This is a genomic window from Terriglobus roseus (genome assembly GCF_900105625.1).
Taxonomy (GTDB): Bacteria; Acidobacteriota; Terriglobia; order Terriglobales; family Acidobacteriaceae; genus Terriglobus; species Terriglobus roseus_B.
Genome location: NZ_FNSD01000001.1, coordinates 1,180,902 through 1,204,757, shown reverse-complemented (window position 1 = coordinate 1,204,757; position 23,856 = coordinate 1,180,902). Strand labels below are relative to the sequence as shown.

The window sequence follows — 23,856 nt, the reverse complement described above, 5'->3', positions numbered from 1 at the left end:
ATGTCCGTGACACATCAGAAAAATCCAAATTATCACGGAGACAAACTTGGGGAATGATGGCTATCGACTGCAGAAATGAGTGCTCCGAAATATTTGGGCTGTGATTTCTGATAACACCGACGAACGGCGATCTTCGAGCTTCCGCCCCGTATCGCTTCTGTCGCGAGATATCGACGATCCACTAAACCGCGCAGCAGCTGACGAACCCATCGTGGTGACTTTGAAACCGAGCTTGGACCGCTCACAGATTGCGTATGCAGTACGCGCTGGAGCAGGGCGGGACCGATAACGGATGCCATTCGGCCTGCTCGGACGCTCTTGAGTGCGGCCGACCATTGCTGGGCGATTTTTACAATACCCATCGCAGAGTCGATTGTCCGCGCCGATGCTGGCCGAGCCTCCAAGACTGACAAGATCGATGAAGCGCAAAGGAAGCTACCTGCGGTAACGATAAAGATCAGCGGCTTCTGTTTCGACAACTCCGGATGAGGAGCTTGACGATCACCCGGTTTGTCCTTGCCCACATCAGCGAAATCCTTGTTGCATTTTTGTTGCATGAGGGGCCATTTGAGCCGGTTTTTAGCTATTGCACCGGCTTCTAACCCTTTAGAATGTGTATTCGGCAGGATTTCGGACACCTTCACACGGTGGCAGTCGTAGGTTCGAATCCTCGCTTGCAACGGGAACGGCTCCTCGCGAACTGACAGATGAGACCTGATTCGATTCCTGCTTCACATCCTTTGGTGCCGCGATAATCCTGAAGGCTGCCGCTGCTCGGCCAAAGCTGAGACGCCTGGGTGCCGAGTGAAGACGGAATCGAGCTGGAAGAGAAGCTGAGTTGCTAGGGCCATTAGCGCGCAGTAGTAGTCCGCGGTGCCTAGTATTTGAGTCACCTCAAGCTGAATGGCAGCTTCCTAGCGCACTATCACTTCGCAGTGGAAGCTTGCCTCAGCAGTTTCGCGCGCCTAATGACTGTCTCAAGAGGGACTTCATAGAACGAAGCAAAATTGTCCATGGTGCGGAGCGTTGGGCTCTTCTCGCCCCGTTCAACCATGCCCACCGTACGAAGAACATAGCCGGTTGCAGCTGCTACGTCGACTTGCTTCAAGCCCTTGTTTTCCCTTAGTTCTGTGAACACGCGACCGACCGCCTTCTCCAACGTGAGCGGTTTAAAAATCCGTGTGGCCACACTCCCATATTTAGGATTGACGACCTCATGTGGAGGCACTATAGTGCCTTCTAATAGGGGCACTATAGTGCCTTAAATCTTGATGCCATCGCTTCTGAGCCTTCCTGCGTTGGGATCGCGGTAGCGAGGATGATTCGATGAGTTCCGAAGCTGCTGCGCTTTTCGCTAGAGTAATAACGGACGTGGCTCTTAGCGCCCCGAACTTATCACGCGCCGGTAGCGGTTCAAATGACTCTCTTGATCGGTCGAATCTCCTCGACCGAGCCGCAGGGGAGCAATCTGACGAAAAGTTGATGTGCCAGATCCAGAGTGGCAGTAAAGATGCGCTGGCGGTTCTATTTCGACGCCACTCGTCGCCGGTATTAGGCGTGGGCAAGCGCATACTCCGGGATAGCGCCGAAGCAGAAGATCTACTTCAAGAGGTCTTCCTTTTTGTCTATCAAAAGGCGGCTCTCTTCGATTCGACAAAGGGATCGGCCATCTCGTGGATCATCCAGGTCACCTACCACCGCGCTCTCAACCGGCGGAAGTACCTGAATGCTCGCCAACACTACGATGCCCGATCGTTCGAGGAAGAGTTTCAGCGACCGATGGACGCGCCAACCGCGTTGGAAGAAATCGCTAGCCGGGAGCTGCTCAACCAGTTCCGGGCTGAGCTCAATGCGGAGCAGCGACAAGTTCTGGAACTTCACTTCTACGAGGGCTATACTTTCCACGAAATCGCGGGAAAGACTGGCCAGACGCTAGGCAACGTCCGGCACCACTACTACCGGGGCCTCGAAAGGCTTCGGTCCTTTGTGTTTCCGAAGAAGCGCAGCTGACTTGAGAGAATCGAAGCCGATAGCAGTTCCAGGCGGGAAGCTGAGCCAGTGAATCCTCAAAAGCACGAAGAATACATTCTGCTTTGCAGCCTCTATTCGACCGGCGACCTGACGGAAGAGGAGTGGGCACACCTGCAGGTCCACCTCGCCTTTTGCGAGGAATGCCGCATTGTTTTTGATCAGTATGAGCATTTGACCTCCGAGGTGATGCCCGCACTGGGGGCCGCGGCCTATCTTGAATCCAAACCAGAGCCGATGTCCTTCTCCCTCGAAGCTGCTGAGGCAAGACTCTTCAAACATCTGGAGTCCGAAGCCGCTGAGGAGCCGCCAAGGCAGCAACCGAAGACCTCGTGGAGACCATATGTCGGCCTCGCTGCCTGCCTTGTGGGCGTAGGATGTTTCGTCGGGTTCCGATTGGGTAACACGAAACCCATGGCCGTCAGCGTGACGACTCCAGCCACACGTGCCCCCGCACCCTCAGGGGCTGCTGTGCAGCCCGCCGGGTCACCAAACGGGGAAGCGTCATTGAAGGTGGACCTTGTTGCCGCAAAGCGTGAGATCGCCCGTTTGCAAGACCAACTCAGTGCAGCAGAAGCGAGATCCCGAGAGTCTATCTCGACGTCATCGACCGCGAAGGAGCAGGTGGAAGCTGAGCAGACGCAACTTGCGAAGATGACCGCAGAGCGGGATACCGTAATTCAACAACTAGCTGAGGTCCGGGCTGACTCGCAGAGCCTGCAGGAGCGTGCGGCAGCATCTAGCACCGCCGCAACGCGGGAGGCCGGCCGCGCGTCATCTCTTGAGACTGAGCTGAAGGAACTCACCGCCGCTGTGGAAGAGAAGGACCGTCTGTTGTCGCTCGATAGGGAGTTTCTATCGCATGACCGGGAGATCCGGGATCTGATTGCGGCTCGTGACCTTTACATCGCCGACATCTACGACGTTGCGCAGAATGGCAAGACCGCCAAGCCTTTCGGCCGCATCTTCTATACGAAAGACCGCTCCCTCGTCTTCTACGGCTATGACCTGGACAAGCAAGCCGGGTTGAAGCAGCAGGCCGTCGCTTTCCAGGCATGGGGAAGTGGCGACGATAAGCAGAACGTGAGTCTCGGTCTCTTCTACCAGGATGAAACGAAGAAGCGCTGGGTCCTGCAGTTCAAGGACACAAAGACGCTCGCCCGTCTGAACATGGTGTTCGTCACCGCGGAGCCGCAAGGGGGAAGCGCTAAGCCAACGGGCAAGCTACTCTTGCTGGCCTACCTTCAGGTGCAAGCGAATCATCCTTAGAGTTTTTGCGGGGCAGTTGGTACAAGATCGGGCGGCGAGTTGTAGATAGGGTGAACCCAATTCATCCTCACCACTCGGAGTGCCGCTGCATGAAGCGACTTGCCTGCTTTCTTGCTGGTCTTTGTCTGTTCGCATCAATCGTTCGTGCCCAGAGTACGAATGCGACCATCAGCGGTGGCGTGACGGACGGGTCCGGCAAGTTCGTCGTGGATGCCGCCGTGGATATCGTCAGCGATCAAACCGGCCTGATCTACTCCGTAAGAACGAACGCCTCCGGCATCTACTTCGTACCCATCCTTCCACCAGGTCGTTATCACGTGCAGGTCTCGAAGCCCGGCTTTAAGACCCTCATCAAGCCCGACGTCATCCTGAACGTGCAGAGCGCGATCGCACTTAATTTTGCGCTGCCAATAGGGGCGAAGTCCGAGAGCATTACCGTTCAAGCCGGCTCCTCAACGCTGAACACGACAGATGCTTCCGTGAGTACGGTCATCGATAGCAAGTTCGTGGAGAACATGCCCCTGAATGGCCGCAGCTTCCAGGACCTCATCTCGTTGACGCCAGGCGTCGTTACGCAAAGTCCGCAGACGTCTCAAACAACCGGACAAAACGGCGATTTCAGCGTGAACGGCCAACGGACGGAGAGCAACTACTACACCGTTGATGGTGTCAGTGCGAACATCTCGTCCGGCGCGGCGAATGGTGGTCCTCAGGCCGGCACCGCAGGCGCGGTGGGCGCCAGCACTGCTCTCGGCACCACGCAGAGCCTCATCTCCGTCGACGCTCTTCAGGAGTTCCGTGTCTCGAGCTCGTCCTACTCGGCAGAGTACGGCCGCAGTCCTGGCGGTCAGTTCTCCCTCCTGACACGATCCGGCACCAAGGTTTTTCACGGGAGCGTCTTCGACTACCTGCGGAACAACTACTTCGACGCCAACAATTGGTTCAATAATCACTACGGCCTGGGAACCACGGCTCTCCACCAGAATGACTTTGGTGGCACCGTCGGCGGTCCTGTGCTCCTGCCGGGAACGTTCGCCAAGCAGCACCCGAGCTACTTCTTCGTCTCCTATGAAGGGCTTCGTCTGACTCAGCCGCAAGCCGCGTCGATCCAGTACGTCCCAAGCATTGCCTTGCGGCAGGCTGCACCAGCCGCCCTGCAATCGATCTTGAACGCCTACCCTTTGCCCTCAGCTGGAGGGATCACGTACGGCAGCGGCCTTACGCAGTTCATCCAGGGCTATTCACTTCCAAGCCAGATCGATTCCACAAGTGTCCGTCTGGACAACACCGTGTCACCGCGCCTCCATCTGTTCTTTCGTTTCAGCGACACACCGAGCTCTGTCAACTCGCGCGCACTGTCTGCGTTGACAGCAACCTCCTTCAACACGCAGACCTACACCCTCGGCGCGACCAGCCAGCTCACGGACAAGGCGACGAATGAGTTTCGAATCGGCTACTCGCGCAACGATGCAACAACCAGCGCATCCCTCGATTCGTTTGGAGGCGCAACGCCCATCAATCTGGGGTCGGCATTGGGGAATGTGACGCCCGGAACCCCGTCCTCTGAGTTCGATCTCTATTTTGCGGGGACAGGCGAGGCCGACTTGAGCGTTCCTTCGAGCGCAAACCAGGGAAGGCAGTGGAACGTCGTCGATACTTTCGGGTTGAGCCTCAGTACGCATCAACTGAAGTTTGGCTTCGACTATCGCCACATCAACTCGCCTCTCTATCCCGCTGCACCCTATGTCGCCGGGATCTTCTACAGTCAGGCCTCTGTCGTGAACAATGTGGCGGATCTTGCGCTCCTGGACAAGATCCTTCCTTCCACTCCGGTCTTCCATGAGGCTGCAGCTTTCGCCCAGGACGAATGGCGTGTCCGGTCTAACCTCACGTTATCGGGCGGCATTCGGTGGGAGGTGAATCCGCCTCCCACGGAGGCTCATGGCAATGACGCCTTCACGCTAAGGGGTCATCTTTCGGATCCCAGTTCTCTCGTGGTCGCACCCCGTGGCACCCCACCGATGCCTCGACCCATGTGATAGCCTCCTGTATCCATCCCAGCGCAGAAGTAGAACCACCGTTCCCGCTCGTGCTCAACGTCGTCAGCGCATCCATCTGCTCGTCGGCAAGCCGGATAAAGCTTCGCCGCGGATCGACCCGCTTCAAAGTGCCGTTCGCGTAAGGAGCGACGATCTCGAGGACTGCGTATCGATCATCCGAACCCCGATTGACCGGAAGAAAGCATGCAACGATCGCGTGCACGTTCCAGGACCTCAAACAGGCGGTCTGCAACGCCTGAGCAGGTCTCTGCCACACCGGAACGCACACCTCTGGCAGGCAGAAGCCCTCTAAGGATGCCATCACGAAAAGGCCAGCCCTGGCCGTGTCCGTGATGAGCAGGTGATACCGGATGCCCTCAGGCGTCAAAGCGCGATTCATCAGAGCTTCTCCCGCTTTCATCCCGAAGAAGCTCTGAGCGTCGCAAGATCTCCACGAAGCCACGGACATCTTGCTCGATGTCGGCGACGTCCCGGCCTGTTTCTAACGCGAGGTTCACGAGCACTGACTCAAGCGCTTCTCCACGCCGCAGCCGCTGCCAAATATAAGCACCACTCTCGTTCAACGTGGTGATCGTTCCACGGCCGACATCAAGTATGGCGGCGCCATCTGCGCTTATGACACTGCGGAGTGCATACTGGCTTTCGCTCATCGTTGCCCCTCGTAGCCCGAATCGGAACTCGATGGGGATGAGCGTAACGCTCGTGCCTGTATCGCGGAGACAGAATCGTAATTCCGGCCAAACTTACTCCAACGCTTGCGTGAAGACGTTTGCTCTATACCAAAACCGCGACTCCGCAAACCTTTCGCAAATCATCAAGGTCCCGTTTGTGGAGTGTCAGGAAGGGCTCGGAACCGAGAGGAGACGCGCCGAGTGCGTAATGGTTTTCATCGATTCGCAGATAGCCACATACCACCTGAGCTCCTCGCCGGAGCGCGTAGATGGGGCGGCTCCATGCACCGGCGCGGTGTGTGTGCTCGACGGACTCGATGGAGGATGTAGATGGATTCAGCAGCAATATTGAGCCGGAAGGAATAGGCGGAGAGGTACCACGGAGTTCCGAACCGACTGGCAACCGAACGATGCGGTCTTCCATCGCCCTAAGGTCTGGAAATCTCGCCGACAGTGGCTCGGGCCACTCCGTGTACTGTTCTCGCAAAGCGTTCCACATTTCGATCGGCTGCGGCGTGAGAGCCGATGACGAATGATCGATTAGCTCCGCTAAGTTTCGCGCGGTCAAGAGTGTATCCAGCGAGTAATGCCCACGATCTGCTGTGAGAGGACGGTCCCAACGGATGGCATCGCTGTAGCGGGCGGTGTTCAGGATCACCATCTGGATCAGCGAGTCGACGTGCGGCCGGGATTCGGACGGCAGCCTGTATCTGCGTTCTGTTCGTTCGGTGAGACTATTTCCGAACGTTGCATGCAGCGCATCCCGGATCTCCGCACGCTCTTCAGTTCGTCGGGTGAACCTGCGGTGCTTCGCTAAGAACAGGCGGTCCCGTGTTGGGTGTTCCCAGGGAAGGATCAGCGGAGCACCCTGGGGTGAGGGTGGAAGCATTCCTGGCTTTGGATAGTCCGGCATAGGCAGCGAGAGAGCAAACATTCGCACGCGGCCTGCAACGCGCACCATGCCGGGATAGCGGAACTCTCGAACCCCGGGGTAGGGTCCCTCAGGCAGCAGAATAAGTTTCGTTCCGGTCACGAGACACTTACAGCAACGGTAGCCATTGCCGAATTGAAGCAAATATGTCGCTCTAGGATTTGGCCGCAGTTCCTCTTTTCTCGAGATCGGTTCGACCAACGCCATTGACCCGGGTGGCAAGCTCGAACCAAGGCTGTCTTCCGTTCCAACGTGGATATAGAACGAGCCGGGGCGACGCCATCCTTCCCCTTCGATGGCTCGGATCGGAATCTGTGTCTGCCATTCGGAGACCAGATCGTGCAGTGCTGCGTGCGAATTGAGAAGGGTACTTGCGACGAGGAGGAAGGGAAGGTCAACCGGGAGATCTCGATAAAACGAATATGCCTCCACTATGTGCGTACGGCTGCCATTCAAAGCCCGATCGATATGACGGATAGCATCCAGCTGATAGCCAAACAACTGATGCGCTCCATCCAGTGTGAGTCGGAAAGCTTCAGCAATATCCAGGACTACTCGTAAGGTGGGGTGTTCCTTTGTTCGAACGAGATTCGATAGCAGGTTCTTCGTCAACAACTCACGCCGCTCGTGAGCGAGACGGTCTCGTTCGTTCTTTAGCGGAAGGCGTCGGAACAGATCCCGGAGGTGGACTAGGCGGTCCGCAATCTGAACTTTCGAGGTCTCTTGGTACACCACGCATGGCCTCCACCGAGGGATGAACATGGGAGCAGAGCGCCCCGTACCGACCGATGCCATCGAGGCTTTTTGCCTTCTTTACGATGCATTCGTGGTTTCGCAATCGTTGGCGTCTGGAGAAACGAGTTGGGGTGGAAAGAGGCTAAATGGTTTTTGTCCAAATTACACGTCCGTCGCGAACAACGTACTTCAAAAGGAGGCCGGTAGCCCGGACCGTATGTCGAATTTGAAAGAGAGGGGCCCGGCTAGGGTTGGTGGTGAAGGAACAGGCGTGGGAACTGCTCGGCGTGCAGACCGCTCGACCGTGAAGAGCAAACGGGGTTACGGATACTTGCTCTGCCTGTCGGCTGCGCGCTGCGGAGAAGGGGCCTGGCCTCGCTGACCGTCGAGGATATCTAGATGCGGGAGAAGCGCCGGATGATCATCGATCTCGTCGGCAAGGGCAGCCGGGCGCGGACCGTGGCGATACCGGTCTGAGTAAAAGGGGATCTATGCCTTGCAGGAGGCGGGACGTATTGAGAATCGGCATCGGAGCCGGTTAGGGGGCGGCAAGGTCGGGGAGACTGAGCGACTTGCTATCTGGCCGCTGTCGCTGAAGCCGCGAAGGAGATCGGCATCGAGAACTTCGGGGCTCATGATTTCGCTGCACATGTGCAGAGCTCTGCCGTGAAGCCGGCGGCAACCTAGGGCGGACCAATTCTTGCTGGGACATAAGTCGATGTAAAGGACGGAGCCTCAACTCGGGTCGAGCTGGAATCGCGATCCCGGTCCATGAGCGTGTTGGAGTTGTGAGCCCGGCGGTCACGACGAGGCTGCCAGGGTAAGCGTGGTCCAGCCGAGGAGGAGACCTGACGACTGCGTCTTGTCTCTACAACGAAAGTGTTAGTGCTTGTAGTATGCTCGACTCGCTCCCGCGATTGCTCAATGGCGCACCGTGAGTAACGGCTACCAGGCCGCTCGAACTTTGTGTGACGCCCACTCAAAGGAGCGCTGACAGATTCGGACACTGAGATCGATCCACCATTTTATTTTTGAGTACCCGGCCGCAACCACTCCAACCGAGGGTAACCGTTCATGATGCAAAGCGACCAGCCGCAGGCACCGCCTCTGGCTTTCAAGTCATTCCCAAGTGCAGGATGGCTTGCAGCAGTTTCACTGCTGTTCCCGTTTGCGGCGCAAGCGCAATACAAGGAAAAAGTAGATCATGACGGCGTGCAGAGCGAGCAGCGTCAACATAGTTGGCCTTCTTGGGGTGGTAACCTCAACAATTCTCATGGCAGCATGGACGAATCCAAAATCAATCCGAGTACGGTCGGCAGTCTAAAGTTGAAGTGGCAGTTCACGACCAACGGCGACGTCTCATCTACCCCGACCGTCGGGGATGGATCTGTCTACTCCACGGACTGGGGCGGATTTATCCACCGCATCGACGCCGAAACAGGCAAAGCGATATGGTCGCACAAAGTCTCTGAATACACGGGCCTCGACTATTCGATCTCTCGTACTTCGCCCGCGCTTGACAGTGACATCGTCGCCATTGGAGACCAGGGCGCAGCTACTGTTGTGGTGATCAACAAGAGCGACGGCTCTCTAATATGGAAGCGAACACTCGATACGACCCGGAGTTCTTACATCACCAGTTCGCCTGTCATTGATGGCGACCGTATCTACGTCGGTATCGCTTCCGCGCAGGAATATCTTGCCTCCGTAGATCCTACCCTTGTTCCAGATTTCCGTGGCTCCGTTGTTGCGCTCGATCGCCGCTCTGGCGACGTCCTTTGGCGTACTTTCAGCGTGCCAGACGGCTATAGTGGCGGTGCAGTGTGGGGCAGCAGCTTCGTGATCGATCACAAGCGCGAGGTGCTCTATGCGAGTACCGGCAATAACTACTCCATACCTTCTAGCGTCAACTCGTGCATCACAAATGCCAGTACCCCGGAAGCCAAATACTTTTGCCTCGACAGCGAGGACAGCATAGACTCCATCCTGGCCATCGACTTAAAGACTGGACGTAAGCGTTGGGGCCGCCGTCTTTTCGGGCCTGATACTTGGACAGTCGCCTGTGGCGCCAGCCCGAACCTTGGTATTCCTTGCCCGGACAATCATGGTCCCGATTATGACTTCGGCTCGGCTCCTAATCTCTTTACGGTGCAGGCGGGCGGCCGCGAACGCGACGTTCTCGGAGCGGGCCAGAAGAGTGGTATGTACTGGGCACTCGACCCTGACACAGGGGACATTCTCTGGGGCACACAGGTAGGGCCGGGTGGCGGTGCGGGCGGCATCTTGTGGGGCTCCGCAACCGACAATGAACGTGTCTATGTGGCCCTTAACAACAGTGACCACCACCCTTACACATTCCCGGGGGGGCAATCGGCGAGTGCCGGCTCTTGGGCTGGTCTAAGCGCACTTACGGGAAAGATTGAGTGGCAGGTGCGGGCCTCTGGTCAAGACCCGCTCCATCCGTCCTATGGCGCTGGCGCCATAGGACAGATGTCTGTCGCGAACGGTGTAGTGTTTGCACCATCTCTCTCGGGAGATATGGTCGCGCTCGATGCGAAAGACGGCAAGACTCTTTGGAAGTTCGCAAGCGGCGGATCCGTTGCTGACGGTCCGTCGATTGTTGACGGTGTCGTGTATTGGGGTAGTGGCTACGGCCATTCGGGAGGCGGGACGCCAAACAACAAGTTGTACGCGTTTGAAGTCCCGAAAGGTACGGTCATCCCCGGCGGCGGCGGTGTGGACGCGAGTAGCGGCTTCTCGACATCCCTCGGGCTAAACTTTAGCGGGTCGGGACGGTTGGATGGGACCGCGCTGCAGCTTACCGATGGTAACGGGTATGAAGCGGGCGCAGCCTGGAGCGCAGCGCCTGTGAAGGCGACCAGCTTTACCTCAGATTTCCACTTCAAGATAACGAACGCGCAGGCGGATGGACTAACTTTTACCATTCAGAACGCGGCTCCTTCAGCTTTAGGATCAGCAGGAGGAGAGTTGGGTTATAACTTTATCCCCAACAGCATCGCCCTGAAATTCGATCTGTACGATAACGCTGGTGAGGGAGCGAACAGCGTCGGTGTGTACACGGCGGGCAACTCACTCACCGGTCCCGGGACGGTGTTGCCTCCGGACGTGTCCCTGCTCGCAGGCCATACTATGTTGGCTCACGTGACGTACGACGGTTACACATTGAATCTATTGCTTACTGATACGGTAACCGGCGCAACCGCAACCTATCGGAAGGTCATTGATATCCCCGGAACGATTGGTTCGAACACAGCCTATGTCGGATTCACTGGGTCAACGGGCGGCCTGACTTCAACTATCGAAATACTCGACTGGGTCTACAAACCAGGAACACTTTCGATCGACTCGAGAGCGCGCTTTGAAAACCTCGGATTGTCGCTGAATGGAACGGCGAACATCCAAGGCGGTACCTTGCTCAACATGACGCAGAATGTTCAATCGGTGCCTACGGCTCAGAACAAGGCTGCATCGGCCTGGACGCCAAGTCCTTTCGATATCACCAGCTTTCACTCAACGTTCACATTCACCAATGCTTACGCGGGAGATGGGCCACCTGCGGACGGTTTTACATTTACGCTGCAGCGTTCCGTTTCGAGCGCAATTGGTTCGCCAGGTGGTGAGCTCGGATTCAATTTCATACCGAACAGTGTGGCATTGAAGTTCGATTTCTTTGACAACGATGGTGAAGGCGCAAACACCACTGGGCTCTACCCCGCGGGCGTTTCGCTAACGGATCCGACCCACTCCGTGCCCATCGGCGTGGATTTTCTTAACGCGACAGATGTGAAGGCAGATGTCTCCTACGACGGCACAACGCTCACTTTGGTCCTCACGGACCCGCGGAATGGCGCGGCGTCGACTTGGTCGAAGGTGGTCGATTTGCCAGCGATGCTTGGTGGCACTACCGCCTTCTATGGCTTCACCGCCGGAACAGGCCAGCTGACCACAGCACTATCGATCGAAAGCTGGACGCTCGTGGTGGGGACTCCGCAATAAGGGCGTTGTCTCCACACCTTTGTCATTTCGCTGGAAGTGGCTCGTTCTGCTTGCGGCTTCTGGAACCAATCTTTATTGGCTTTATAAGGCTGGCTCAGCCATTACTTTGATCATTATCCGGCCTTATGACCGTCTGACGGAAGACTGAGATTGATGACGGAGCTTCAACCATCGAGCGAGGATGCTAAACGCGCGGATGGCCGGCACCGGATGGTGGTCTCGGCATTCGAGCCGGTCTTCATCTGCTTTGACTGGATCAAAGTGAGGCACAGTTCAGTCCCGTCTATCGGCGCACCGAATCCCTGCGCATCGAGCAGTAGTCGCGCGAACTCGTCAACGGCATTTACTTCAACCGTCTCGACCCGCTACGCCCGATGCCAAGGCTTCGCCACGGTCTGGGACAGCAACCTCCGCGTGTAGGGCTTCGTCGAGGTCTGGAGCGGAAACTGGGCATCGTGTTCGCTTCTCCACACTCATGGCTCCTGAAGCCACAGCTGAGTCGCGCCCACAGGAGTCGTCGGAGTCGTTCGAGCCTGAATTGCGTTCCGGTCGTCAGGTAGTGCGATAAGTCCTGATAAGGCGGCTCTCGTAAGCGATGGGAAAAGGCGCTCTCCGTGGGCGCGATCTTGCCGATGTAACAGACAGGGATGGAGGCCCGCGAACCACACGCGAAATTTTCCCGCGTGCCAAGCGAACCACCGATGATCCCAGCGAAGCGTTAAACCGTAACGAGCCTGACATCCCAAGATGAAGAACAAGATAAGGGCCTCTTTCGCGACACCCGTCCGATATGGGTGGCATCGATCTAGGCATCAACGCGGGCGTGAAACATTTGCTGGGATCTTACTCTCGGCTAGGCGGAATCTATACGCTCATGGTCCAGAGATGGCTCGGCTCTGCCATATCCCGATCAAAGGTCTGCCAGCTCGTTGGAAGCACGATCGTGCTCAAGTATTCCAGCCGAGCACCCGCAACTGGCAGGCGCAGCGCGTACCTCTCTGGCAGGTCGTGACCGGTGACGTACAAGAGGACATCGTGGCCCCATCAACCGCTGGAAGCGCTCACGTGTCCGAACTTTGTGAGCACGTCTTCAGGGAATAGCCATGAACCCTGTTCGACGAAGTGCGCGTCGTATTTCACCAGCGTGGTTGCGGTGTGATCGCGTGTGGGGTCACCGCCCTTGTTGTCGTAGTTTGCATAGCAGGACCACCATGCGCCGGCATGCCAGTCGATCCAGGCAAGATTGCGGTCACTTGGAGGCGAAGCGTGGATGGCTGGGCGACTGCCAGTCGGTTTTGCAGATCGCCGTGTGGATTGAGCTAGCTTATGGCGGCGGTCGGACAACGTTCTATTTACGGAATTCGTCTCAATATCTGTCCAGTAGCGAGCAAATCAAGCTCCCACGCAAAAGGATTTGACCCGTTGAAAAACCATCTTCTGAGCATCTTCCCCGTTCACGGGGAGGATATCTACGCGCGCGTGAGCTGTACTACACTCGTAGAAATCACGTTTAAATGCGCGAAACCCTTCACTTTGAATTCTCCGACCTGCCTGCGGAAGCGCCTGAGAGCCTTCCTGACGGAAGATGCCACTGATGACATTTTGATTCTCATCGAGGCTGGTGAGATCGTACACCGCCTGATCTCAGATAAAGATGCGCGTAGCTTGGGCTTCCTCCCGGTCCTGCAATAGCAGGTTCGCGGCAAAACCCCTCTTCTGCGAGTTCAACCCAACGATTCGATGGCAACCACTTCCGACATCTTCCCCTCTGCGAGTTGATGGATCAAACTTGTGTCCACTCCCAGCACAAGGATCCCAGTGATAGAACCATCGGATGCCCTCCGAGGCCTGTAAGCGTAATCGATGTACTTATCTGCGGGTGATTGTCCCGGCGTGGGAACAAATGAGAAGCGAGTGCCGCGCTCTACCAACGGTTCCCCACTCACATACACTCGGTCAAGCCGCTCCATGCAGGGAGTACCGGCCAGTTCAGGTACACCGTCTACCACGCGTTTGCCTATCAGTGCGCGATTGCCTAGGAGTTCACGATAAGCCTGATTCACCAATTCAAATACGTGATCTGGGCCATGCAGTATCGCGAGGAACACCGGAGCACTCTCGAAGAGATCGGCAAGCCTCTGGCGTTCCGGATCCTCCATCTTCTTCGACGATTCCGACGCGCAGTTATCGCGCTTCGGAAGCGAAACGCTGTTCTTGCGTCGGTCTGGTCGTGGAGCGTCTTCAGGTGAAGCTGTTATCGGGGAAGCCATAGATCGCCGCTCCGTCAACCAGACCGAGTGTTCAGAGCGCGCAACCTTCTCAGCCACGGCCATGACGAGAAGTTCATCTATCGAGGAACCCTCAGCCCGCGAGAGTGACTCTAGACTTTCGCACAAAGAGGGGGCGAGGCTTTGCAGCAGTGCTAAGGTCTTATCCATCGAGATCTCTTATCCAGAGTGCGATTCGTATCGGAAGGTCAATGTAGCAGGCGGATGAACGACTCGCGAGCGTCGTTTTACGCAGATTACAAGGAATAGCGCCACTGGCATGTGTACGCTCTGGTCCGAACCCTGCCTGACCAGCGCCTCAAAGTCATCGGAAGGAGTCGCCAGATATGGTGGTCCGATACGGTTGTCGCGTGCCTTGGGCTCAACCATAAGGGCAGCGAGTGTTCGGTGACCGTCCATCACAGAGGGAACCGCGCAGTCGCGATTTGACGAAGATGCTGAAGGCCTGTCTGGCGTATCGTGCTAGGGCCATGCGTTCTGCTCGACCTCCAAAACAGTGGTCACGTCGCCATCTCATAAGAGCCACGGAAGGGCAGCCGCCGGACAGCTCCAGCTCAAGAGACCGGGTCGCCGGTCCCAAGCCGAGCAGGGCTCTGTCAGGCTTCTTCCCGGTCTGCATACGCTTTGGTGGCTTTGAAAGCCTATCGGTGTTTTGCAACACGCGACCGTTGGCGCTATTGGAAGAGTTTCGAGGGTGGCTAACATGAAGGCCACAGCCGACATCAACCGTGCTCACGCGGTCTCGTTCTGCTGCCGAGCTCAGTCTCTGACTCCAGTCGACGGGCAAAAGCGAAGCACAGCGGTTGCAGGGATCGAGCGGCTTAATCCTGTCTTAAGGTAGACTGGCTAGCCCCACACCGGAGGGCGGTCGAGTGGCATTCCTAATTACCTGTCAATTATCAGCACCGCAAGCACATGAGTATTCTGCACTGCACGCCGAGCTACTGAGTATCAACGCAGTCAACATTCTTGAGGCAGCTTGGATCGTTTCGAGTCGAGAGCACTCGTCCAACGATATCTTTAATTGCTTGGTGCAGTGCCTTCACCCCGGCGATCGCTTATTTATCTGTGAATTCTCGGGTTTGATCGCTTGGGAAAACTTGCAAGCGTCGGATGACGAAATGTTTGGACTGTCCCTGGTCGATCACTTGGAGGATCATCAGCTCAACGGCTTTGTCCACCCCTGGAGGCGAAATAATTTTCGAAAGCGTAACGGATCCACGAACACGTAGTACTGGTCGTATGGTCCTCCCAAATCGCACGAGCGACTTGCTGGCAATGAGTGCGAAGGTCACTCGGGCTGCTGCCATCACTGGAGGTAAAGCGCCGCGCCCTATACGATGTAAACCATCGGCAGTCGAGACGTGAGGGGTAAAAGTCGGGTCGCCTTCCCCAAGGCGACCCAAGGCTCTACCAATCGTCTTATGGGCAACGCAGACGCCTCCGGAACCTCCGAGAGGTCCGAACCTCGTTCTGCAGTCCGCAACGACTGGATTATTTTAAGAGTTTCCGCAAGTTGGCATTGCAGACTTTAGGCGGCTAAGACGCGAGGCGAAGGCTCAGCTCTGCCAACCAGCGCGCCCCATTGTCAGCGCGCCTCTCTAGTTCCGGTCAGAGCTACAAGCACCAAAGTGGCCACCTTAGATAGGAATCGACTCCACACGACTCGTACGGTCTGGAGTTGCTGTCAATTTGCTGCGAAGTCTAGCGGTTCCCGTTTGATGAGGAATCGGATCTGCGGTGTCTTGCCTGCTGCTCGAGTGCGCTTCAGGTCGTGCTGTGCAGAGGCTGGTCGTAGTTGTGCGTAAGCGGTCTTCGAAGGCAATATGCGCATGGTGCTGGCAGCTCAGAATGACCGAAGATTGTTATTGTCGGGCAGAGCAAAAACGGCGAATAATTCGAACCGTGCGGAAAAGGCGTCATTACCAGCGAGAGCGAGAATCGGGGCTCATGCTAGCTCTGAGCTGTAGTGCGGCTATTTGGCTCCGCACCGAGCTAAAGGTCGTGGGGTTCCCGCTCGTGGTGCTCAGCATGATTGGCATTGGGCTAATGGCGCACGCCGCCTACCGAGACCTCACGCCACTCAGATGCAGATCGCAGCGGGCCGCTGGTCATTAGCAGCTGCTTATAGCGATGTACTGCGGCCATGCCCGCCGTAAAGATCGATGCGTCGAGACGAGCCGTAGCCTACGCTTCTCTGAAGGGTCATCCCTGTGGCCGCAACCAGGGTCTGTCGCCTCTGTTGCAAGGACGCCGGCTGATCGATAGAGCGTTCTTCGACGCAAAGAAAACTACTTGCCCACCGACGTACGCCGCGCTTCGAGACCGCTCCAGGCGATTATGAGAAGTGGGATTCTAATGCGCATGCCACTTCTAGTGTTGACGTAAATGCCGAACGCATCGGCAGCAAGCTGGGATCGACGACGCGCTTGCGGCGGATGTCATCCTGTCTGCGATCGGGCAGTTTATCGCAGGCGTGCTCATCGGCTGTCGTGCACAACGGGTGTACCGTCTCCATCTACCCAGAGTTCGTGCACGTTCTGATTGGCGCTGAGAACTTGTTGAGAGCGTAGGCATGGAGCGTCCTGATCCGCCGACTTGCAAAGCAGGTATCAAGCGCATATTACGTAGCCGGAACCGAGCCCCGCTTTCCTCTAAGCAATTGCTGCAGAAGCAAGTTCTCGAGTGGACAAACGATAACCATGCCAGCTTAGGGGTGCGGCACACAGGCCAAGCGCGCGAGCAACAACTCGAAGGAAGAACCGCGGCATTCACACCGGCTCCTTAGGTGCGTTTCCGTCGTGAGGTACCGAGCAGCGCTAAGCTCCGCCTTGATGGCAAAGAGACTTTGATGATCCTAGACCGCATTGACGGCGTGCATTGCGCGCTTAAACTCTCCACTCAAGCACCACAAGCTAAGAAGTCCTATGACCCGACGGGGCGTGTCACCAGCGTCGAGCTTGCGGAGGTGCTGAGTCGCACTTGAAGATGAACTTGCGGACGCATTCCTCACGCCGCTCATCGCGGGAAAGCAAGCTAACGCCGCAGTCAGCGATCAGGAAGCCGCGCACCTTTGATCCGCTGTTGGTAAGTCGCGAGATTCCTAAAGCGGCACGTCAAAGTGCTAGGCTTAGGAGATGCAACTGCTGACAATCGATAAACGTCCAGGCCAGTCCGACGAATTCATTCTTCATGTCTACCGTGCAGGGAAAATGCGACCCACTCTTATCGGCAAACTGTCGAACGGAACGGAAGCCCTCATCAAGCGAGTGTTCATGGCCATCCGTCGCCCGGACTTCGCGCATTTTTTTGTCAGCACGGTGCGTGATACCCGTGGATGGCAGTTCGACGTAACGGCTACTCAGGCGCGAAAAATTCTTCGAATGCTTTAATCCAGCGTCCACACCCACCACAGGTCTTGACTTCACCTCTGTCCGATTCGCCTTGGCTCGATACACGGAGGGGCAGCTACAACAATGAGGCGCCAGCGTGGGACAGAAGAGACCTGACAGCCACGTAAGCTTTTTAGTGGGGCAACCGCGGCGGTGCCGGCGAATTCACAATGCTACACACAAGAACCGGTTCATCCAAGTGTCGTTTGGGCGAAGGTGGAAAAAGGCGTGAGAGGGAGCGGCTGTTAGCCTACATAGATGCGCCCAGATATTACGCAGATGTTTGCTCTCAAGCGCGGGAAGTGCCGCCACGAATTGAGATCCCCTATGCCGAGGTCATTAAGACACCGGTCTGCGACCGTAGACTTATCCTCTGATGAAATTCCGAAACATCTCGAGTGTTGCAAGACCTCATCAAGGCACTCGTACCTGATTTCAGCGCGTGCGTTGAGGATCTCCTATTGCTCGCCGATTGAGACACCGCCTTCAACCTGAGCCAAGGCGCGTCGGCACTTCGTCTGGCATTTGGATCAATGTCGCATTCAAGAGAATCTCCAATTGCAGCGCAGGAGAGGGCCGAAGAGCCTCCTGTTGGCTTTGACTAAAGAACGCTGCGCGTTGGCAATGGGAACGAGCGGGGCCAGTCCTTTCCGAGTTTGTCATGGTCTGTGCAACAGCGCTATCGTAAGTGAGGCAATTCAGCACAAAGCGGGAAACCGCGCGCTACTAGCGATTGGTCCGAGTCTTAGAAATCCGCTAAATAGGGTGCTCAATCTGGCAGATTGTACGCCAGCGAACGATTGCCGTTCTACAGTTAGCGTAGATATACAAATGGCACTCCACGCAATTTTCCCCGCAGCCAAAGCGGATTTCCCTTGCGAACCCTTGCCGCGAGGAATCCATGGCTGCTCCTGTTTCGAATCGACTTTTGGACGCACTTTCCGCCGAAACTCGCAAGCGCATAGCATCCAGGCTGGAGAGTGTTCCTCTTCCTCTCCGGACCAGCATCTACTCTCCAGGAGTCGAGCCGAGGTACGCCTATTTCATCACCTCCGGCATCGCTTCAGTTGTGACGGAGATGAATGAAGGCATCGGCGTGGAAGTAGGCCTGCTCGGACGAGAGTCTCTTCCCGGAGCGATGGCTCTACTCGGCAGCCAGCCCCAAGCCACGACCTGCTTTATGCAGATTGCTGGTACCGGCTTGCGTATGCCATATCGCGAATTGGTCGCCGAATACCGCTTGAACGCCGAGTTGCACACGCGCATCTTGGAGCAGGTTCAGTACGAAGGCTTCTCATTAAGCCAACTCTCTGCTTGTAATCGGCTCCACGAGATCGAAGAGCGACTGGCACGCTGGCTGCTCATGGTGGCGGATCGTATCGACGGAAATGATCTGGTCCTTACGCAGGAGTTCCTGGCGGAGATGCTGGGAGCGCGGCGATCATCGGTAACCATCAGTGCAGGCACCTTGCAAAGAGCAGGCTTAATCGAGTATCGATATGGTCAGGTGCGTATCCTCGATCGCGCAAAGCTCGAGAGCGCGGCGTGCGACTGCTATCCGTCTCTTCGGCGCTACCAGAGGGATCTCTATCTTAGCCCCCCCACTGTCCCTGGCGGGCTTGTGCGCGGCTACTCAGGATGAGGCTAGAGGCTATTTCGCTCAAAGCATCCCGCCGTGACTCCAAAATCGGAGGCCGAGGGAGAGAACGGTACGGCTTTCGCGACGGAAGCGTTTAAGTATACGGCACGGCCGTTTTTAATGAACGGAACGGTAGCGCACAGTCACCAATCGAATTTTCAGCCACAATTGCTTTCGCCACAGTACACCGACCCAGCCAATGCCGATTATGTTCCGGTCGCGTCCGAAGGAGACATATATCACTTAGGGACGGAGGATGCGATCTGAACTGATCCGGATCTCTTACTCATTGAGGGTGTTGCCTGGCATCATAACGCTTATCACACGGTGCCCTATGCGGAAACAAACGGTTCTAGTTGTCAACGATAACGAATCTCATTGCCTTCTCTTGATGAAGATGCTTGCTGGAGACACCTATGAGGCGACTTATACTCTGACTGGGGCGGACGGTCTTCAAATGGCTCGGAAGCTGTCTCCAGACGTCGTGCTCCTGGATCTCCGGATGCCGGATATCGGTGGAGGAAATGTGTGCGCGGAGATCCGGAAAGATCCGAATCTCGACCTAACCGCTGTGGTCTTTCACACGGCCTTCCCCTTCGAGGTTGGCGAACGTTCTGGTGAACCATTCGGTGTTGCAGATGCGTTCCTGACCTACCCTATCGAGGCCAGAGATCTGCAATTCGTCCTCATGGGATGTGTTGCTAAAAGAAGGTCCCGCATTCTGAACGTGGAGCACGCGCGTCGAACCTAAGCATCACTCCAGGAGAGGCCTCTATCAGGTTTTACTCCTTGAATGCTTCCTCTTGGGTGCCCCTTTTAACACCTCACAGCGTAAGGCTGGTGGTGCTCGACTTCACCCTGCGAAGTCATATGTGGACCTGCTCCTCTAGAGTCTTTCGTCAACCACAGCGAAAGAGTCTAGGCACCGGCGGTGCATTGTGCATTCGCTCAGCAATCGTGCGGACAAGCAGGTCTTTACTTTCAAGACGCCAACGGTACGCTCGTTGTTGCTGTTTCAAACAGCCCCGTGCGCGATGTGAGGTAAGTCTGACCCAACTTGTTTGTTGTGAAGCGTTACGGAAGCGATCTGTGAGTTCCGCGCAAGCAGAGGATTAGGTGCTAACGTGCGAAAGTTTGTCGACGCTGTGGACTGCTCATCATAGACAAGACAGCCGTTGGGATTTACTGTTCGGAACATCGTGCGGAAATATCCACCGCGAGCATGAGTCTATGTCTGCGTCTGCGGCGGTGACCGTAGAAGAGTCAAGAATCGATCGGGCGGCACAGCTGGACTAAAGAGGAAACCTTGACCTTTAGCACAGCGCATCTCTTGTAAGAGCTTTCGCTGGGCCTCTGTTTCGACCCCTTCAGCAATCACCGAGCGCTTCAGGCTGCGTGCAAGCGCGATCATTGCCCTGACGAGGCTGGCATCCTGATCCGAGTCAGGCATTTCCCGAAGGAAGTCGCGATCAATCTTGAGGATGCTGATTGGCAGGCGACGTAAATAGTTCAGGTTGGAATAGCCGACACCAAAATCGTCGATGGCGATTTGCAGGTCTCTTCTCGCCATCGCTTTGATCAGCGAACTTTGCTGTTCTGTATGTAGGGAGGACGATTCCGTCAGCTCGATGATCACTCGCCCGGGGATATACGACTCTTCCTCCAGAATCCGGTCGAGATGATGTAGACAAGAAGGATTAAGTAGTTCAATGGCGGAAACATTAACACTCATGCAGAGATCCTCGTGACCTGCCTTTCGCCACTCTGCCTGCTGCCTCAAACCACCCCGTAGAACCGCTTGGCCCAAACCGATGATCGTTCCGTTGCGCTCCGCGTTCGTAATTAAATCCGCAGGCAGGGTCGCTGTGTCACGCGTGCGCGCAAGCGCCTCGGCGCCGGTGATTCTGCCGGTTGCAAGATCGACGATCGGTTGAAAATGCAAGATCATGTCAGTTTCTGTGAAGGTTGATGGAGTCGGCGGGGGGTGCACAAAGTTCCGGCGAAACGCTGGTGATCCTGAAATGTCGCTCCTTGCTGCTCTCTCCTTGTCGGCCCGTTTAGCGTGATACATGGCATGGTCGGCGACGCCCAAGAGGCCGGCGACCGATCCTTTGGAGCTTAACGCAACGCCGATGCTGACATTTATCCGAATGGTGGCGGCCTGCAGAGCGATGGGCTCAGCTAACGCAGCTTGCAATGCAACGAGTACTCCGTTGGCTTCTTCGGAGTTTCGAATATTGCGGAGGAGCACGGCGAATTCATCCCCGCCCCAACGACAGACCGTACTGGTGGTTGGAGCAGTTTCGCGCAGTCGCCGCGCGAGCACACCTAAGATCACGTCGCCCGTGAGATGACCCCACGTGTCGTTGACGGCTTTGAAGTTGTCTAGGTCCAAGTACAGGAGTGCGTAGTGGTCCTCCTTGGGATCCAACTTGTTTAAGGTTTCTTCGAAGAAGGCTCGGTTCGGAAGATTGGTCAGGGGATCGCGCTGAGCACGAGCCAACACCTGCAGAAGGATCGCCCGGTTTTTCTCGACATCCCTGAAAACAATGGTGGCACCGATGACTTCACCTGCCGCGTCATGAATTGGGTTGACCGAATCCTCCACTACGACCTCGGTGCCATCTTTCCTCAGAAGTAAGCTGTTTGGTAGCAGCAGGTACTGCTGGTCGTCCTCCATAGTTGGCAGAACCGGATTCCAATCGGGCTCTTTCGTGATAGCGTTGATGATTCGGAAGACGACCCCAAGAGGCTTTCCTGAAGCGTCTTGTAAAAACCAACCCGTTAACCGCTCGGCCGCAGGATTGATATAGATAATTCTGTTCTCCCGATCCACGAGGATCAGGCCATCACCTATAGTCTGGACTGCTGCGAAAATCAAAGCTTGGTGACGTAATTCGTCTTGCGAAGGAGGCACGCATTTCCTTCCCGGAAGGCTTCACAGAGCGATCCGACTGCACGGCAAAGCGTACGTGACTCTAACCACTAAGTCCGTCGCTCAGAGCACATTTCGTTCAGCTCGCGGCCGTGAACGGAATGAAGCATGCTAATCGTGCTGAGTGAGCGCGGCCTTATGGGCAGTCTTGGCTACTGGTTTCTGTCCGAGGTGGCCTATAGGGCCGATTTGTTCGTAATCGATGTCTTTTTCTTCGCTTTCCGCAGTGCGTGCGTGGTCAACGGGTGTGCAATCGCCATTCTCTCCCTCGGCGACTGGATGGAACCTTCGGAAATGGGCGACAGCTTGCCGTGGACACGGAGTCCATCCCTCGCAGAGGTTCGCGACCGGTTGCGGAAGGGAAGTACGCTCGAAGGGCGCGGATTCTCCACAGTGGCATGCTGAACGCAGACCGAAAGTCTAAGCGGCACAAAGCCATCCTTTTCAGCGTGCTTCTACCAGAGGCGAGCAGTGCTACCCGGCTCGATATGCAAATTGCGCCGGGACAGATCGGTATGGCGCGCCGATAGGTACACGATCCTCCTCGAAAGTGAAGGCACGTTTCGAAGCACTGGGATTGCGCCTTGGAGAGCAAGTTCGATCCGAGCGTCATCCATATCGCCGGCAAGGCGGAGAAGCAAAAGCGATATCTGCTGCTTCGAGTCAGTCCTGGCACTCTCTTAGGTGCGGAAGCGTTCGAGCGAAAGAGCGGGGGACCTCCAGCCCCTTGGGATGAAAGGAAAACCTGTCCCGTCGGGCTCGGCAAGACTTGCACTTGCAGGTCGCGGTCCAGACCCTTGCTTAAGCTGACGTGCTGCCGGTCTCCAGAAGTTTGCGCGCACTAGGGATAGCGGTTCCAAGAAACCTTCGACACAAGCGGCACCAGCGGTGCATGGAAGTTATCTGTGCCTTAGCCCTCGGCTGAGGCCAAAGTCTTAAGCCTTTTGCGCACGCCTGGCGGCATGGGTAACGGCAGCTGGAATTCTCTAAAACGGTTCAGAAAAATTTGGACCACTTGTCGAGGACAAGCTATCGAATCCGCCCTATCAATATGGGCATTCATTTTGCGCAACTTGGCGACGCACGTTTGTGCACAGACGAGAAGACCGGCACACTCTCGGGTAAAATTTCCACGGATGGAGGATTGAGCGTGGGCGACTTATGGCATCGGTATGACAGTGCCGCTGTCCTCATGGCTTGCGAAGAAGTTGAGTTGCAGGTTGCGCAGCAACGCGAGCAGCAGCAGAAGGCCCTGATACGAAGCTTTCAGTACCAACGGTCTCTTCTCTCGCCATGGAGAAAAAATCTTGTACGGACTGAGAACGAAGCGCGCGTGCTCGCGGTGGCCAGTAACAAGTGGCACGCCCTCACGCGTGTCGTGGGTGAACGGCAGCTTTTGATCTGCGCCTCCATACGGAAAACGATACAAGACAGCGTAGGCAAAACTGTGATCCTTTCTAGGGTCGAGTTCGATGCTATCGCTCCATTCTTCTATGGGCCGACGATAGCTCGTGAGGAAGAGGTCGGCGCGTCTTCAGCGGCGGCCGGTGCGAGCTTCAACGGGGTGGCGGGATCCTAGTCATCGCGACGGAACTATCCGCAGGAACGTCCCCAATAGGTCGATGGAATGCTCCAGAACATCGCGGATTCGGAGAGTTGTTTTCGTCACCGTGCTTGAGCAGCCTCCCCATCAGCGACTGACCACGGATACAACCGGAGTCTCGCCCACCTCTCCGTTGAGGAGCTTTCTCGAAAACGCCATTTGCGGATGCGCGCACGCATCCCGTCGTCAAGAAAGGCGGTGAAGGCTCCTTCGCCAGATCTGGAGCTGGAGATAGAACTTGTCGTTCTTATCGGGTCACCCGCTTCCTAGCTGCCAACTCATGTAGGG

16 protein-coding genes are annotated in these 23,856 nt (G+C 56.3%); 9 read left to right on the top strand and 7 right to left on the bottom strand.

The genetic code is table 11. The annotated features are described in order from the left end of the window. Positions 1-32: 32 nt before the first annotated feature. Together BLW03_RS20320 and BLW03_RS21300 are read right to left on the bottom strand one after the other, a co-directional pair. Positions 33-638, bottom strand: coding sequence for a hypothetical protein (locus tag BLW03_RS20320; RefSeq protein WP_139285096.1), 606 nt, complete (start codon positions 636-638; stop codon positions 33-35). 287 nt (positions 639-925) lie between these two features. Further along, entirely contained in the window at positions 926-1,138 is a 213-nt protein-coding gene (locus BLW03_RS21300; protein ID WP_432279813.1) for a helix-turn-helix transcriptional regulator, read from the bottom strand. A 188-nt stretch (positions 1,139-1,326) separates the two neighbouring features. Between BLW03_RS21300 and BLW03_RS04700 the strand changes: the two genes are divergently transcribed. The 3 genes from BLW03_RS04700 (at position 1,327) to BLW03_RS04690 (ending at position 5,336) form a co-directional block, all read left to right on the top strand. Then, complete coding sequence (locus BLW03_RS04700) at positions 1,327-2,010, top strand: RNA polymerase sigma factor (protein ID WP_074652573.1); 684 nt, start codon at positions 1,327-1,329, stop codon at positions 2,008-2,010. A gap of 48 nt (positions 2,011-2,058) precedes the next feature. Further along, complete coding sequence (locus tag BLW03_RS04695) at positions 2,059-3,297, top strand: hypothetical protein (RefSeq protein ID WP_074652572.1); 1,239 nt, start codon at positions 2,059-2,061, stop codon at positions 3,295-3,297. 89 nt (positions 3,298-3,386) lie between these two features. Beyond that, positions 3,387-5,336, top strand: a complete 1,950-nt coding sequence (locus BLW03_RS04690) for a TonB-dependent receptor (protein ID WP_083350329.1) — start codon at positions 3,387-3,389, stop codon at positions 5,334-5,336. A 377-nt stretch (positions 5,337-5,713) separates the two neighbouring features. Here the strand turns inward: BLW03_RS04690 and BLW03_RS04685 are convergent, their stop codons facing one another. Both BLW03_RS04685 and BLW03_RS20790 read right to left on the bottom strand, forming a co-directional pair. After that, complete coding sequence (locus BLW03_RS04685) at positions 5,714-6,007, bottom strand: PqqD family protein (RefSeq protein WP_074652571.1); 294 nt, start codon at positions 6,005-6,007, stop codon at positions 5,714-5,716. A 124-nt stretch (positions 6,008-6,131) separates the two neighbouring features. Next, the gene (locus tag BLW03_RS20790; RefSeq protein WP_212733134.1) at positions 6,132-7,571 is read right to left on the bottom strand and encodes a hypothetical protein; all 1,440 of its coding nucleotides are present in this window, start codon (positions 7,569-7,571) and stop codon (positions 6,132-6,134) included. A gap of 1,404 nt (positions 7,572-8,975) precedes the next feature. On the opposite strand from BLW03_RS20790, the gene BLW03_RS04670 reads away from it, so the two are divergent. After that, entirely contained in the window at positions 8,976-11,711 is a 2,736-nt protein-coding gene (locus BLW03_RS04670) for an outer membrane protein assembly factor BamB family protein (protein WP_170834962.1), read from the top strand. A 1,044-nt stretch (positions 11,712-12,755) separates the two neighbouring features. Here BLW03_RS04670 and BLW03_RS04665 read toward each other — a convergent pair. Then, positions 12,756-13,055 (bottom strand): hypothetical protein, encoded by a 300-nt coding sequence (locus BLW03_RS04665; RefSeq protein ID WP_074652567.1) that lies wholly within the window; start codon positions 13,053-13,055, stop codon positions 12,756-12,758. Between the two features lie 78 nt (positions 13,056-13,133). Here BLW03_RS04665 and BLW03_RS04660 point away from each other — a divergent pair, with 78 nt between their 5' ends. Then, positions 13,134-13,403, top strand: a complete 270-nt coding sequence (locus tag BLW03_RS04660; RefSeq protein ID WP_074652566.1) for a hypothetical protein — start codon at positions 13,134-13,136, stop codon at positions 13,401-13,403. 32 nt (positions 13,404-13,435) lie between these two features. Here BLW03_RS04660 and BLW03_RS04655 read toward each other — a convergent pair whose 3' ends face one another. Then, positions 13,436-14,149 (bottom strand): PAS domain-containing protein, encoded by a 714-nt coding sequence (locus tag BLW03_RS04655; RefSeq protein WP_074652565.1) that lies wholly within the window; start codon positions 14,147-14,149, stop codon positions 13,436-13,438. A gap of 2,987 nt (positions 14,150-17,136) precedes the next feature. On the opposite strand from BLW03_RS04655, the gene BLW03_RS04650 reads away from it, so the two are divergent. The 3 genes from BLW03_RS04650 (at position 17,137) to BLW03_RS04640 (ending at position 19,781) form a co-directional block, all read left to right on the top strand. Next, positions 17,137-17,391, top strand: a complete 255-nt coding sequence (locus tag BLW03_RS04650) for a hypothetical protein (protein ID WP_074652564.1) — start codon at positions 17,137-17,139, stop codon at positions 17,389-17,391. 901 nt (positions 17,392-18,292) lie between these two features. Then, on the top strand, positions 18,293-19,033 hold the full coding sequence (locus BLW03_RS04645) for a Crp/Fnr family transcriptional regulator (RefSeq protein WP_074652563.1): 741 nt from the start codon (positions 18,293-18,295) through the stop codon (positions 19,031-19,033). 253 nt (positions 19,034-19,286) lie between these two features. Beyond that, complete coding sequence (locus BLW03_RS04640) at positions 19,287-19,781, top strand: response regulator (RefSeq protein WP_074652562.1); 495 nt, start codon at positions 19,287-19,289, stop codon at positions 19,779-19,781. 477 nt (positions 19,782-20,258) lie between these two features. On the opposite strand, the gene BLW03_RS04635 is transcribed toward BLW03_RS04640, so the two are convergent. Then, positions 20,259-21,947: a putative bifunctional diguanylate cyclase/phosphodiesterase gene (locus tag BLW03_RS04635; RefSeq protein WP_083350328.1), complete on the bottom strand. Its 1,689-nt coding sequence runs from the start codon at positions 21,945-21,947 to the stop codon at positions 20,259-20,261. A gap of 1,069 nt (positions 21,948-23,016) precedes the next feature. On the opposite strand from BLW03_RS04635, the gene BLW03_RS04625 reads away from it, so the two are divergent. Then, a complete protein-coding gene (locus BLW03_RS04625) occupies positions 23,017-23,544 on the top strand; it encodes a hypothetical protein (protein WP_074652559.1) in 528 nt (175 codons plus the stop codon). Positions 23,545-23,856 lie beyond the last annotated feature (312 nt).

Coding starts and splice junctions, on each gene's coding strand:
- BLW03_RS04700 (WP_074652573.1), top strand. CDS start 1,327: ATGAGTTCCGAAGCTGCTGCGCTTTTCGCTAGAGTAATAACGGACGTG.
- BLW03_RS04690 (WP_083350329.1), top strand. CDS start 3,387: ATGAAGCGACTTGCCTGCTTTCTTGCTGGTCTTTGTCTGTTCGCATCA.
- BLW03_RS04685 (WP_074652571.1), bottom strand. CDS start 6,007: ATGAGCGAAAGCCAGTATGCACTCCGCAGTGTCATAAGCGCAGATGGC.
- BLW03_RS04670 (WP_170834962.1), top strand. CDS start 8,976: ATGGACGAATCCAAAATCAATCCGAGTACGGTCGGCAGTCTAAAGTTG.
- BLW03_RS04655 (WP_074652565.1), bottom strand. CDS start 14,149: ATGGATAAGACCTTAGCACTGCTGCAAAGCCTCGCCCCCTCTTTGTGC.
- BLW03_RS04650 (WP_074652564.1), top strand. CDS start 17,137: ATGCAACTGCTGACAATCGATAAACGTCCAGGCCAGTCCGACGAATTC.
- BLW03_RS04645 (WP_074652563.1), top strand. CDS start 18,293: ATGGCTGCTCCTGTTTCGAATCGACTTTTGGACGCACTTTCCGCCGAA.
- BLW03_RS04640 (WP_074652562.1), top strand. CDS start 19,287: ATGCGATCTGAACTGATCCGGATCTCTTACTCATTGAGGGTGTTGCCT.
- BLW03_RS04625 (WP_074652559.1), top strand. CDS start 23,017: ATGGGCATTCATTTTGCGCAACTTGGCGACGCACGTTTGTGCACAGAC.